12 protein-coding genes are annotated in these 13,335 nt (G+C 61.3%); 8 read left to right on the top strand and 4 right to left on the bottom strand.

All coding sequences use genetic code 11. The features are described from left to right. Positions 1-67: 67 nt before the first annotated feature. Positions 68-508: a MarR family winged helix-turn-helix transcriptional regulator gene (locus GYN08_RS06540; protein WP_166273289.1), complete on the top strand. Its 441-nt coding sequence runs from the start codon at positions 68-70 to the stop codon at positions 506-508. Between the two features lie 324 nt (positions 509-832). After that, the gene (locus GYN08_RS06535) at positions 833-1,855 is read left to right on the top strand and encodes an NADH:flavin oxidoreductase/NADH oxidase (protein ID WP_166273288.1); all 1,023 of its coding nucleotides are present in this window, start codon (positions 833-835) and stop codon (positions 1,853-1,855) included. A 449-nt stretch (positions 1,856-2,304) separates the two neighbouring features. Here GYN08_RS06535 and GYN08_RS06530 read toward each other — a convergent pair whose 3' ends face one another. The 3 genes from GYN08_RS06530 to GYN08_RS06520 are packed head-to-tail and all read right to left on the bottom strand — an operon-like array spanning position 2,305 to position 3,808. Continuing rightward, complete coding sequence (locus tag GYN08_RS06530) at positions 2,305-2,778, bottom strand: hypothetical protein (protein WP_166273287.1); 474 nt, start codon at positions 2,776-2,778, stop codon at positions 2,305-2,307. 26 nt (positions 2,779-2,804) lie between these two features. Beyond that, positions 2,805-3,356, bottom strand: a complete 552-nt coding sequence (locus GYN08_RS06525) for a hypothetical protein (RefSeq protein ID WP_166273286.1) — start codon at positions 3,354-3,356, stop codon at positions 2,805-2,807. A 47-nt stretch (positions 3,357-3,403) separates the two neighbouring features. Then, positions 3,404-3,808 carry a cupin domain-containing protein gene (locus tag GYN08_RS06520; protein ID WP_166273285.1) on the bottom strand — a complete coding sequence of 135 codons (405 nt, stop codon included), beginning with the start codon at positions 3,806-3,808 and terminating at the stop codon, positions 3,404-3,406. A gap of 246 nt (positions 3,809-4,054) precedes the next feature. Between GYN08_RS06520 and GYN08_RS06515 the strand changes: the two genes are divergently transcribed. The 6 genes from GYN08_RS06515 to GYN08_RS06490 all read left to right on the top strand — a co-directional run bounded on the left by GYN08_RS06515 (position 4,055) and on the right by GYN08_RS06490 (position 10,320). Then, on the top strand, positions 4,055-4,519 hold the full coding sequence (locus GYN08_RS06515; RefSeq protein WP_166273284.1) for a GNAT family N-acetyltransferase: 465 nt from the start codon (positions 4,055-4,057) through the stop codon (positions 4,517-4,519). A gap of 26 nt (positions 4,520-4,545) precedes the next feature. After that, positions 4,546-4,971 (top strand): hypothetical protein, encoded by a 426-nt coding sequence (locus tag GYN08_RS06510; protein WP_166273283.1) that lies wholly within the window; start codon positions 4,546-4,548, stop codon positions 4,969-4,971. Between the two features lie 180 nt (positions 4,972-5,151). Continuing rightward, positions 5,152-6,516: a cryptochrome/photolyase family protein gene (locus tag GYN08_RS06505; protein ID WP_166273282.1), complete on the top strand. Its 1,365-nt coding sequence runs from the start codon at positions 5,152-5,154 to the stop codon at positions 6,514-6,516. 21 nt (positions 6,517-6,537) lie between these two features. Next, positions 6,538-7,491, top strand: a complete 954-nt coding sequence (locus tag GYN08_RS06500; RefSeq protein WP_166273281.1) for a dipeptidase — start codon at positions 6,538-6,540, stop codon at positions 7,489-7,491. Positions 7,492-7,521: 30 nt separating this feature from the next. Next, the gene (locus GYN08_RS06495; protein ID WP_166273280.1) at positions 7,522-9,684 is read left to right on the top strand and encodes a DUF2357 domain-containing protein; all 2,163 of its coding nucleotides are present in this window, start codon (positions 7,522-7,524) and stop codon (positions 9,682-9,684) included. Between the two features lie 6 nt (positions 9,685-9,690). After that, a complete protein-coding gene (locus GYN08_RS06490) occupies positions 9,691-10,320 on the top strand; it encodes a DUF1269 domain-containing protein (protein WP_166273279.1) in 630 nt (209 codons plus the stop codon). Positions 10,321-10,640: 320 nt separating this feature from the next. Here the strand turns inward: GYN08_RS06490 and GYN08_RS06485 are convergent, their stop codons facing one another. Beyond that, positions 10,641-13,049, bottom strand: coding sequence for a LamG-like jellyroll fold domain-containing protein (locus GYN08_RS06485; protein WP_166273278.1), 2,409 nt, complete (start codon positions 13,047-13,049; stop codon positions 10,641-10,643). Positions 13,050-13,335: the final 286 nt, after the last annotated feature.

Here is a 13,335-nt window from a genome sequence, read left to right as displayed (position 1 = left end):
ACGTCCGCAGAGGCGCTATAATACAGAAACGCATCATCCATTTAAGCGAACGAAACAGGTGAACTTTATGCATCCGAACGAACCGAACGGACTTTTGAATAATTGGCTGGAGCTGGCGAATATCCAGGCGGGAATCAATGCGCGGCTGGAACGCGCGCTGGAGGAAGAGCCGGGCTTGTCGCTGAACGAATTCTATGTGCTGCATTTCCTGTCGCTGAACGAGAAGAAAAAGCTGCGGCTGCAGCAGCTCCAGGAACGGGTCGGACTCAGCCAGAGCGCGATGTCGCGCCTGGTGGTCCGGATGGAAGCCCCGAAATGCGGCGCGCTGCGGCGGCATATGTGCGAAGACGACCGGCGCGGCGTGTATACGGAAATGACGGAGCTCGGCGCGGACAAGCTCGAGCGCGCGCGGCGGACGGTGGACGCCGTGCTGCGGTCGCTGGTGGAGCAGGAAGGACTTCCGGACGAGCTGCGGACGTTCCTGCTGCGCGCAGGCTCTCCTTTATAGAACGCGGATAGAAGAAGTTAGGGGAAAGTAAAAGTAAAAGTAAAAGTAAAGGCCGGGGCGGGTACGCTTCGGTTTTTTTGCGTGCATGCGGCCGCCGTTGCGGGAAGGTTCGACTCGGCGTGCGAAGTCCATGTTAAATCGGCATTCGGTTTGCGGCATGTGCGCCGAAGCAGAAGTCGGGATTCCGCACGGGAAGCCTGCTCCGGCACGCTCGTGCCCGCTCGTGCCCGAGACGGATGGCCGGACCCAAATTGACAGGGAAAAAAGGATAGGCTAAAATACATGCAGACGCATACATCTAAACGGAACCGAGGCGAATTTTACATGGAAAACTTGTTCAGCCCTTATACATTGAAAAATCTCGATCTTAAAAATCGCGTGGTCATGCCGCCGATGTGCCAATACTCCGTGGAGCAAAAAGACGGCATCGCCACCGATTGGCACTATGTGCATTACGTGAGCCGCGCGGTCGGAGGCACGGGACTCATCATCGTCGAAATGACCGACGTCGAACCCGACGGCCGCATTACCGACAACGATCTCGGCCTGTGGTCGGACGAGCAGATCCCGGCTCTGAAGCGCATCGTGGACGCGGTCCACGGTTACGGTTCGAAGATCGGCATCCAGATCGCGCACGCCGGACGCAAAGCGGAAGACGCGGAAGTGCCGGTCGCTCCGTCCGCGATCGCGTTCGACGAAGGCTGGAAAACGCCGCGCGCCCTGTCCACGCAGGAAGCGAAAGAGATGGTCGGCAAGTTCCGCAGCTCGGTGGAGCGCGCGGTCCGCGCCGGTTTCGATACGATCGAGCTGCACGGCGCGCACGGCTATCTGATCCATCAGTTCCATTCGCCGCTGACGAATAAGCGCGACGACGAATACGGACGGGATCGCACGCTGTTCGGCCGCGAGATCATTCGCGCCGCCCGCGAAGTGATGCCGGAAGACATGCCGCTGATCATGCGCATTTCCGCGCAGGAATACGTGGAAGGCGGCTACGGCATCGAAGAAAGCGCGGAGATTTCGCGCGCGTATCGGGAAGCCGGCGTCGACATGTTCCACGTCTCTTCCGGCGGCGAAGGCCCGATCGGCGCGGGAGGCAGACCCGGCACGCATGCCGGCTACCAGATCCCGCTCGCGAGAGCGATCCGCGAGAAGCTGGACGTTCCGGTCATCGCGGTCGGCCGTCTGGACGAAGCCGCGCTGGCCAACGCCGTGATCGGCAACGAAGACGCCGACCTGGTCGCGGTCGGCCGCGGCATGCTGCGCAATCCGTACTGGACCATCGAAGCGGAAGCGCAGCTGCGCCGGCCTTCGACGGCGCCGAAGCAGTATGAGCGCGGATTCTGATTCTGCGCTGACGTAAGCGGCCCTCGGGGGCCGCGGCGTGCGACGAGCTTACGAGTCGCGCCCGGACAAGCCGCGCGCCGGGTGGATGGCGCAGGGCCGCCGCGTGTGCGGGGGAACCGCACAGCCGCCGAGTCGAATGCTGGCCGGATGGGGCGGAACGGCGCAAGCGCCGCGTCGAATGTTCGCGGCATGTGACGGAACGGCGCAAGCGCCGCATCGATTGCTCGCTGCACATGGCAGAACCGCCTAACCGCCGCGTCGAATGTTCGCCGTATGTGGCGGAACCGCAGAGCTGCGCGCCCGGCTCCCTGCTCCCGCAAATAGCTGCGTAAAAGCACTTATTTTTCTTTTCAAAACCCTTTTTTAAGAAATAGCTGCAGGAGAGCAGTTATTTCTCCGTTCAAGAACATTTTTTCGCTCTTTTTCGTAAAATAGCTGCTCTGGCGCAGTTATTTTGAATAATCGAGTCCTTTTTGTTCAAATAACTGCTTATACGCAGTTATTTGGCGAAGCAGATGCGGGGGCCCGTCGGATGGCTCGAATGTGATCAGGCTCGTGCCCGATTCCGCGGAGCGAGCCGCACAGCGAGCGAATGCGGTGCGGAAAAGCGCTTCGAGCAGGCGGCCGGAGCCGCGGGGCAGCGGAAGCGGCGCGGCCCGGCGGACCGGTCTGCCGAAGGTCCGCCGGCCGAATCGATCCATACAGGAGCCGAGAAACTCGCCCTCCGTGCCGGAGGCCGGGTTTCCCGGCAAGCCAAAAAGCCGTTTTCCCTCAGGAAGGGAAAACGGCTTTTCGAGTGCCGCACGGCTGTTTCGAGTGCCGCACGGCTGTTTCGAGTGCCGCACGGCTGTTTCGAGTGCCGCACGGCTGTTTCGAGTGCCGCACGGCTGTTTCGAGTGCCGCACAGCTGTTTCGTTTACCATGCAGCCGCTCCGGCCGCATTAAAGCGCTAGTCGTCCAGGTTCACCGTCGAGATGCCGGGCAGGCCGCTCTTCGACGGAGTGAACCAAATATCGCCGTCGTCGACCATCGCGCCCTGCCAGTTCACGAACAGCTCGGAGAACGAGGTGTCGGCGAGGCTTTCGCGGATGTCTTCCGTGAAGATCTTGTTATAGTTGTTCAAGAATTGAGCTTTGGTCTTGATGACCCGCTTTTTGGTCTTCGCGTCGTCGTCGCCGTTATACACGGTCAGCGGATAATGGACGCGGGCCGCGACGGCGGCTTTGTCGCCTTTGGCGACGGCGCGCTTCAAGTTGGCGTAGTAGGCTTTGAAGTTGGCCGCGCTTTTGAAGCCGGCCACGTCGACCAGCCGCTTCTCGACGGACGAAGCCGCTGCCGAAGCCGCCGTCGCGGAACCCGCAGCCGTCGAAGCCGATGCCGCGATCGAAGCCGCGGAACCCGCGGCCGCCGAGAACGGCTGCGCGGATACCGGAACGGCGAGCGAAGCGGCGAGCAGCCCCGTCGCGGCCAGAGCCGTCGTTTTTCTCCATGTATTTTTCATCGTGAATCCCTCCAGTCGTAAAATCAATGCCGTCCAAGCGCCGTTTTCTATTCGCCCAAGCTTCCGTAAGTCCCGTCGTCCACCGGTTCCATCCACTCCGTCTCGCCCGGCGTCAGCGCCAGGTGTACGAACCAGCTGTCCTTCGTCGCGCCGTGCCAGTGCTTGACGTTCGGCGGAATATTGACGACGTCGCCCGTTTTGAGCGTCCGCGCCGCCCTGCCTTCCTCCTGGTACCAGCCTTCCCCGCCGGTAACGATCAGCACCTGGCCTACTTTGTGCGAATGCCAGTTATTGCGCGCGCCCGGGGAGAAGGTGACGCTGCCGATCGCCGCGTTCAGCGGCGTCGGATCGGTGAAGATCATGTTCAAGTACGTGTCGCCGGTAAAGTAGTTGTTTTCGACCTTGTCGCCCAGAGGAAAAAGGCCGCCGCTGTTCAGCGATTCGTGAGCCATGGTTCATCCCTGCTTTCTATAGAGGTAATGAAGTGCGTTAATATACGCTTGTTCATTAAGTATAAAACCTTTCCGGAAGTCCGCAATCGACAAAAGAGGCCGGGATATTCAATAATGAACGAAAGACGCTCAAGTATCCGGATTTTTGCGGGCTGTGTCCGCTTTTGTTTTTGGATATACTGGAGAACGGGAAGCGGGAGAGAACGCCGGCCCGCAAACGGGAAAAGCGGAAAGGGTGAAAAGATATTGGAAACGATCAAGATCGGCAGCGCGGAAGAGTTGGAGCAGGCCTTTTTGATTAGAAAAACGGTATTCGTAGAAGAGCAGGGAGTGCCGCTGGAGGATGAATTCGACGAATTTGACCGTCCGGACGCGGCCTGCGAGCATGTGCTCGTCTTTTACGAAGGCAGGGCGGTCGGCACGGGCCGGATTCGCGTCGTCCAAGGCACGGGCAAGCTCGAGCGGATCTGCATTCTGGAGCCGTACCGCAAGCACGGCATCGGGCGGCGAATTCTCGAAGCGCTGGAGCGGATCGCGGCCGAAAAAGGGCTGGTCGGCGTGAAGCTGCACGGACAGAGTCAGGCGCGGGGCTTCTATGAAAAGCTTGGCTACGCCGCCGCGTCGGACGAGTTCATGGAAGACGGCATCCCGCATCTGCTGATGGTCAAGGCGCTGCGTGATTCTGCGAGCGAGCAGACTTCCTGTTCGTAAGTTATGCCCAAAGGTAAGGGATGGTTATGAATAAGCTCAAACCCGTGGTGGCTCTGTTGATTTTTTCTTTCGTTTGGCTCCAGGCAGGCTGCTTGAGAAGCGGCGACGACGTTTATTTTCGCTCGGAGTACGTCGGGACCTCGGCCGCGTTCGATATTCGCCTGGTTGCCATCCAAACGAACCCGTCCGCGCCCGAAACTTCAACGCTGCTGATCGAGTCGAAGGATGAAGACGGAGCGAAGGCCGGAGAGAAAGTGAAAATGTATTTTAAGCTTTCCGAAGGGATGATCGAAGGGACGGTCGGAGAAAAAGTAGAGGTGCCGATCGATCAGATTCCGGATCAGGTCTTGAACGGGCTTGATTTCGAGACGACGCTGGTATACGGCGACGGCGAAGAAGAGCAGGCCGTCTTCAGCCGAGAAAGCATACAAAGAAAGTTTTTTAACCCGTAATTAGTGCCGATGCCGTTTCCCGGATCAACGGGGAACGGCTTTTTCGCGCGGTCGCTTCGTCGCTTCGTCTGTATTTCGCCGGTGTTCCGATCGTAACCCGCGCGTTTCCGTTTCGTCCCGCGCTCGGGTAATATAGGGGAAAAGCCTATTTATCGAACGCCGGAAAGGGGAACGCCTCACTTGAAACTGTTTATTCACCGCAAAGACCTTCGCACCGAAGACCTGACGGCCTTCGACTATCTGCACGAAGCGGGCGCTCCCGCGGCGCATCTGCTCATTCTCGATCCTTTTTTGCTGAAAAGGGGCCGGGAGAAGGAGCACAGCGGCGTCAACTTCCTGCGTCACGTCAACCGTCTGCGCAGCAGGTACGAGCAGGCCGGCCGCGTCCTGCATATCGCCTACGGCGCGCCGGAAGAGGTGCTGTCGCATCTGCTCGGCCGGCTCGAAGGCGGACCCGAGGAGATCGACGAAGTCGTCGCCCACCGGGATTTCACGCCGTACGCGCGCGATCGCGACCGCAAGCTGAAAGGAGCGGCGGAGGCGCACGGAGCCGCGTTCACGCTGCTCGTCGACACGCTGATGATCGAGACGGAGCGGTTCGCCGAATTTACGGGCAAAGACGGCTTTTACAAAATCTTCGCGCCGTTTCACCGGAAATGGCTGGAGTATTTGGCGCATGCGCCGAACGAACCTTCCTCCGTCGCGCTGGGCGACCTGCGGGAAGGCCGAATCGAGCCGGAATGGCCGAGCCGCTTCGATCTTCCGTTCGATCTGGACGAATACGAGCCGGCCGACGAATGGAAGGAGAAGCTGGAGCCTTTTCTGGAAGACGGCATCGCGGAATACGGGGAAAAGCGCGATTATTACCCCGAGCTTCCGGCCAGCGGCGTCAATCCGCACGTCAGCGCCGGCGCCGTCTCGATCCGCGAGCTGTACGCCCGGGCGATCCGCCGCGAAGGCAGCGACGAATGGGTGCGCCAGCTGGCGTTCCGCGACTTTTACCAGTACCTGGCGATCTACGACAAAGACTATTTTTCCTATGAGAAAAAATACGACCTGTCCGCCCTGACGGACGAGCATTTCGAACGCTGGGCCAAAGGCGACACCGGCATTCCGGTCATCGACGCGGCCATGCGGGGCCTTAACGAGACGGGGCTCATGCCGAACCGGCTGCGGATTCTGTGCGCCATGTTCCTGACCAAAAACCTGCAGTGTCCGTTCACGCTCGGGGAGAACTATTTCCGCCGCAAGCTGCTGGACTACGACAATATTCAGAACCGGGGGAACTGGCTGTGGTGCGCGTCGCTCGGCGCGAATTCGGCTCCGTATTTCCGCGTTGTCAATCCCGTGACCCAATCCGAGAAGTACGATCCGAACGGCGAATACATTCGCGAATGGCTGCCGGAGCTGCGGGACGAGGACGCCAAAAAGGTGCATCTGCCGCGCCCGGACGCCGTCGTCGATCTGAAAGCTTCGCGGGCGGCGGCGATCGGGACGTACAAATCCATCGTAAACGGCCGGCAGGAGGAAGCGGAACCGGAATAAACGCGAAAAGGAGTTGGGAAAATGCGGATCATCGACCTGCACGGCGATGCGCTGGCCAAGATCGAAGCTTCCGGCGGAGGGCTGTCCTATACGGACGCCCCGGAGCTGATGACCAATCGGAACCGGCTGAAGGAGGGCGGCGTGGCCGTTCAAGGCTTCGCGATTTTCGTCGATCCGGCGCTGCCGGGACACATGCGCTTTCAGTCGTGCCTCGACCAAATTCATTATTTTTACGAGGAGATTCTGGATAAGCACGACGACATGACGCTGATTACCGATTGGTCGCAGATCGCGCAGCCGGAGGAAGGGAAGATCGGGGCGCTGCTGACGCTGGAAGGCGCGGACCCGATCGAAAACGACCTGAAAAGGCTGCATCTGCTGTATCGGCTCGGCGTGCGTTCCGTCGGCTTGACGTGGAACTATGCGAACCAGGCCGCGGACGGCGTGCTGGAGCCGCGCGGGGGCGGGCTGACGTCGCTGGGCCGCGAGATCGTGGCGCTGAACAACCGGTACGGCATGCTGACGGACGTCAGCCATTTGAGCGAGCGGGCTTTCTGGGACGTGCTGGAATGCGCCGATTATCCGATCGCCAGCCATTCCAACGCGAGGGCGCTGTGCGGTCATCCGCGGAACCTGACGGACCGGCAGCTGCGGGCAATGTTCGAGCGCGGCGCGCAGGTGCATGTCGTGTATTTCCCGCCCTTCGTCGTCGACGCGCAAGAAGGGCGGAGTGCGGGGATCGGCGACCTCGCCGCGCATATCGACCGGATGTGCGAGCTGGGCGGCGAACGCCATATCGGCTTCGGTTCCGACTTCGACGGCATCACGGAGACGCTCGAAGGATTGGAGCACGCGGGGCGCAGTCAGAACCTGATCGACGCTCTGCTGAAGCGCTGGAGCGAGGAACAGGTGCGGGGATTCGCTTACGGTAATTTCGCGCGTTACGTATCGGGCATCGGACGCGCGGCGAAGTAGGCAGGCGGGCCGGGAAAAGGCGGACGGAACATGCGGCTTATGCCGGTGCGGACGACGTTCGGCGGAACGCGTGTCGGGAAAATCAATTATTCGAAAGAAGGCGAAGCCATGTCGTTCTCTTCTCCGGTCGGTCCCGATTCCGGCACCGAGCTGCTGCGGATCGAGACGGATCTGTTCGAACTGTATATCGCCGGCGAACCGCTGCACGAGACGGCGGAACGCCTCGGGCTGCATCGCGATCCGGACAGCGGAGAGCGGCTGACGGCCCGTTTCGGCGCAGAAGCGGCAAAGACGCGGTTGACGGAATGCCGGGTGAAGCTGTTCTCGCCGGAGAGCGGGGCGGCGGAAGCCTGGGAGCCGGGAATGCCGGCTTACCCGTGTTTTTTCGAGACGAAGGCGTACGAGCTGACGCTGGTCAAGGCGAATCCGGCGCTGGATTTGACGTTCCATCATGAAAACGTCAATCTGCGGCGGCGGATCAAGCCGAGAGGAAGCAGCGTGTTATCCGGCACGCTCGATTTCGGCAGCGAGATCGGCGAGACGGAGCTGGAAGTCCGGCTGAACGGACGTCCCCTGCTGACGGTCGGCATCGAAGTGTTTCCCGCCAAAATGGATTACCGGCGCGATTACGTCCGGCTGATGGAGGAAGTGAACGAGGAGGCGTACGACTTGACGTTCGACTTCCTGCGCCGGACGTACCGACCTGCCGAAGAGCGGGAGACTTTTCGTCAAAGCCTGACGGAATTTCATACGATACTGCGCCGGGTATTCGATCGCATGGAAAGCGCCATGAGGCGTATCGAATCCCATCCGCATCACCGGCTGGGCAGCGAGCGCCGGCTGGTCGAGGCCGGACGCGCACGCCGAACCGACCGGAAGGCGCTGGACGATCTGCGCCGGCATCCGCAGCGGCTGCAGGCGGACGAGCGGGGCTGGCTGGAGATCGAAGCTTTGGGGAGCCCGGAGAGCGAAGGAAGAGGCTTCGGCGCAGGAAGCGCAAAGCCTACGCGCTACATGCCGACCCGGCTGCTGGAATCCCGGCGGGTCATCTCGGCCGATACGGACGAGAACCGCTTCCTGCGCTGGATGCTGGAGCGGACGTCCCGGCGGGTCGACGAGCTGCGCGGGGAACTGAAAGGCAGCCGCGCCGGGCGCGATCCGCTGCTGGAGCGCGAGCTGGAGACGATCAGCCGGCGCCTCGGCGTCATGCTGAACGCGGACTTTCTGCGCGAAGCCGGTCCGCTGCGGCGGATGAACGTCAGCCTGGTGCTGCAGATGGCGCCGGGCTACCGCGAGATGTACAAGCTGCATCTGCTGCTGCTCAAAGGTCTGTCGATTCGCGAAGGGATGCTGCGGTTGTCGCTTAAGGACATGGCGCAGCTGTACGAGTATTGGTGCTTCCTGAAGCTGCGGCGGCTGCTGGAGCGGCGCTGCCGGGTAATCAGCCGCGCGGGTTCCGGCATCGACCGGAGCGGGCTGTTTCCGTCGCTGGTCCGGGGCGGCGCTTCCCGGATCGATTACGAACATCGCGAGAGCGGCGCGGAGCTGTCGCTGGTTTATAACCCGTCGATGCTCGGACGGAGCCGGCCGACGACGGAGCAGCGGCCGGATCTGCTGCTGACGCTGCGGCGGCCGGCGGACGGGCCGGCGGGAGGCGGACTTGCGGGCGGCAGCCGCAGTACGTTCGGCGGCAGCGCGGCCCAAAGCGTCGCGGCCGGAGCCGCCGGAGATCGCGGCGCGCGGAAGGGAGCCGGCGACCCGGGCAGCCGGGAGACCGCCTTCGTGCTCGACGCCAAATACCGGCTCGATCCGGCCTTGCCGGGCAGCGCCTATGCTTCGCTGCACGGGACGCCGGGTCCGCTGGAAGAGGACATTAATGTCATGCACCGCTACCGGGACGCTATCGTGCGGCGCAGCCGGGAGAGCGGGGAGTACGAGCGAAGCGTGTCGTCGGCCTGCGTGCTGTTTCCGTACGCGGACGAGTCCGAGTATGCCGGGCACCATTTTTACCGGAGCATCGGCAAGGTCGGGGTGGGCGCTCTGCCGTTTCTGCCCGGTTCGACGAGGTTGGTCGAGCGCTGGCTGGACGTACTGCTGGGAACGGCTGGTGCGGCAAGCGAAGATGGGAGAACGGCCGAAGAAAGGGGTAATGACGGGGGGATGCAGCCCGACCCCTACACGAAAAGGATGTGAGCGAAATTGGAAAACGTCATCGTCGTTTTTTTCAATGAGGAAAGCAAGGCTTATCAAGCTCTGTCGGAACTGAAAAGCCGCTCCGTCGCCCCCGATTACACCGTCACGGAAGCCGCCGTCGTGAAGAAAGAAAACGGCCGCGTCACGTTCAAGGACGGGTACAACTTCGATACCGGCTTCGGCGGCCGCCTGCTGGCGGGCAGCCTGATCGGCTCCTTCGTCGGCATTCTCGGCGGGCCGTTCGGCATCCTGCTCGGCGGCAGCATCGGCTCGCTGATCGGCGCCTCGATCGCCGGCAGCAAAGCCGAGGAGAATATCGGCATTTTGGAGCTGACGGCCGACTCGCTCGCGGAAGGCGAGAGCGGATTGGTCGCGCTGGCGCAGGAAGAACGGATCGATTCGCTGAACGCCTACTTTCAGTCGCTCGGTTCCCGCCTCGTGCTGCGCCGCGACGTGGAAGACGTCGAGGACGAGCTGGTTCAGGCGCGCGAAGCGGAAGAAGAGATGGCGAAGGAAGCCCGCCAGAAGCTGCGGGACAAGCGTCAGAACGAACTGCGGGATCGGGCGGAGAACGTCCGCGACCGAATCAAGGAAGAGTTCGACCAGTTCCGCGAGCGGTTCAAGGGCGATCGCTGAGGCGGCGGATCGTTCCGGCGCCGAAGGCGATAAGGCGGCCTTTTTCCCGGAGCCCCAGGGCCCGAAGCGGCCGGGCCGACCGGCGGCCCCGCTGCGCAGAAGCGCGAAGAACGCGCGAAAGCCCGTAAAAGGCGCGAAAAGGCATCAAGGCGCGAAAAAGGCACGCATGAATATTCATGCGTGCCTTTTTCTGCCGCTCGTTCGAGCGGCCTGCCTCTGTGAGCCGACTGCTCGAGCGGGCCGCCGCAGCCGCTCCGTCAGCCGCTTCTCCCGCCGGACGGCCGGGCTTTCGGCGGGAGAAGCGGGAACCTTACGCCCGGTTATTTCGCCAGCGCCGCGATCTCGGAGGCGCTCAGCGCTTTGTCGTACACGCGGACTTCGTCCAGACTGCCTTTGAAGTAAGGGTCCGCCGCGAAGCGGCTTTTGCCCAGCCACGCTTCGCTCGTCCGCAGGTCGCGCGGTTTGTACGTCATCGCCGCATTGGTTCCGGCGGCTTTGCCATCGAGATAGAGCGTGCCCGTATCGCCGGCGAGCGTGACGGCGACATGGACCCATTTGCCCGTCGGCAGCGGCGAAGAGGTCAGGATGCTCTGGTCTTTCCCCTCGCGGTGAATGGTGAACTGCGCGCCCTGCCCCTGCGAAGGAGTGAGGAACATATAGCCGTCCATGCCGCCGCCGAAATCGAAGACGCGCTGCCAGTTCGCGCCGCCGTCCCATTTGACCCAGGCGGCGAACGTGTAATCGGAAGCGTCGGTCACCGCGGCCGGCAGATTGACGTAGCCGTCTTTGCCGTCCAGCAGCGCCGCTTTTCCGCTTTTTCCGTTCTTCGCGTACGAAGCGCCGTTTTCGAGCGTGCCGTTGTAGCCGTTCGGCGAAGCGTCTTTCAACCGGTTCTTCGAAGCGTCTTCAAAGTCGTACGAAGCGATCAGCGGGCTCTGCGCCGCTTCCGGCACGGTGAGCTTGAACGATTTGTTCTTCTTGGCGCCGCCGTTCGCGATCGTGGCGGTCAGCGTCACTTTGGCATCGCCTTTGCCTGCCGCCGGACGGGTAACCGCGCCGGTATTCGAGACGACGGAAGGCTTGGACGAAGACCAGGAGATTTTCGTGCCCTGCGTGGCGGAAGTCGGCAGCGTCAAGTCGTAATAGACGTCGCCGGACAGGCTCAGACTCAGCGCTTTGTCGACGGCGGAGACGATGCTTTTCGCCGTGACGTTCGCCGCCTTCGTTCCCCAGACGCCCGTGCCTTCCGCGGACAAAGCGGACAGGGTCAGCGTCTTTTCGCCGGATTCCGGGTTGGTTTCATGCAGGAAGACGCCTTTGTACGTTTTGCCGCCGGTTTGGATCGTGACATTGCGCTCGCCTTCGAGCTTCCACGTGCCGGATACCGCGCCGCTCAGCGTTCCGTCCGCTTTCAGCGTCACGGAGACGTCTTTGACGATGTCGGCGCTGATTTCTTTGGTCTGCGCGATCCAGCGGTAGCTGCCGGGAACGTCTGAAGCTTTGACCGCGGCCGTGGAATCGGCCTCGCCCGCATAGCGGTACGGCGCCACGACCGGCCAGCCGTCCGCGTTCATGGCCATCTCGTGCACGCGGATCTCGTGCTCTTCGCCGCGTCCTGGGAAGCGGGAGTGGAAGATGAGGAAGTGCTTGCCGGTCTCCTCGTCGTAGTAAGCGGAGTTATGCCCCGGCGAGACCGCTCCGATGCCCAAGCCGGCTCCCGGGTCGCCGAGCTGGCGCTCGAACAGATAGTTGCCGATCAGCTTGACGCCGTACGGCTCGATCGAATCGTCGTCGAACAGCGGCTTGGACGGGTCGGCTTTGACGTTCGCCATGTCATGGCCCTGGGCGTCGAGGAACGGACCGTCCGGCGTTTTCGAGCGCACGACGCGCAGGTTGTAGCCGCCTACCGCATCGAGCCCTCCGAAGGACAGGAACATGTAATAATAATCCGTTTCCGGGCTGTACAGCATGTACGGGCCTTCGATCCGGCTGTGGTTGCCCCCGATCAGCTTTTTGCCGTAGCCCTGGCCGGGCAGCGGCTTGCCGGTCTTGGCGTCCATCTCCATAATGAAAATGCCGCCGGAGTAGGAGCCGTACACCATCCACAGTTTGCCGTTTTTATCGAAAAAGACGTCCGGGTCGACCGCGTTCGGATGCTTCGTCGCATCGTAGATCGTGCCGTCTTCGCTCTTCTCGTCCCACATGCCCGATTTCAAAAAGATGCCGGCATCCTTGTACGGTCCTTCAATCTTGTCGGCGACCGCGATGCCCATCGCCGAGCGCGGAGAGTCGCCTTTGCAGGCGTTGTAGTACATGTAAAACTTGCCGTCCGCCAGCTGAATGACGTCGGCCGCCCACAGCGTGTCGCTCTGCGCCCATTCCAGCGCTTCCTTCAATTCGGTCTTCACGTTCGGGATGATCGGATTGGAATCCGTCACGCCGGAGGCGATCAGGTCCCAATTCATCAGGTCCGTCGATTTGGCGGCCGCGAGATGCGAGCCGAATACATAGAACGTATCCCCGACCTTAATGACGGACGGGTCGTGTACGGAAGCCTCCCGGAACGTCGGCGCCTTGGCATTGAAGGTCGGCATCGTGACGGACTTTTGCGCGAGAACGGCGGAAGCCGGCGCTGCGCTTGCGGTCGGAAGGGCCCCTGCGGAAGCGGGGAGCAGCAGAGCCGCGGCGATTACGGTAATGCCTGTTTTGGTCCAAGTTTTTCGGTTCATGGAAATCTCCTTTGCTTTTTAGTAAACTCTAATATTAACTTAACTAGGGATATGTCTAAGTTGATTTATCCGAAACAAAACCTTGATACCGCTTACAAAAGCTATTAAACACATAATTCGTTTATTTTTCAAGACTTTATTTCGGGTTTCGTCAAATAATCTTTTATTTAGTTAATATTAAAGTTAATCAAATTCTCGGGTAAGCAAGCTCTCCGGATCTGTAAGAAGCCTTTAGGTTTTCAACAACCCGGCAAGCCCGCCGGGACCAGCCGGCGGCTGAAGCGTC

The sequence above is a fragment of the Saccharibacillus alkalitolerans genome (assembly GCF_011090185.1).
Taxonomy (GTDB): Bacteria; Bacillota; Bacilli; order Paenibacillales; family Paenibacillaceae; genus Saccharibacillus; species Saccharibacillus alkalitolerans.
This window is presented reverse-complemented; position numbering and strand designations above follow the sequence as displayed.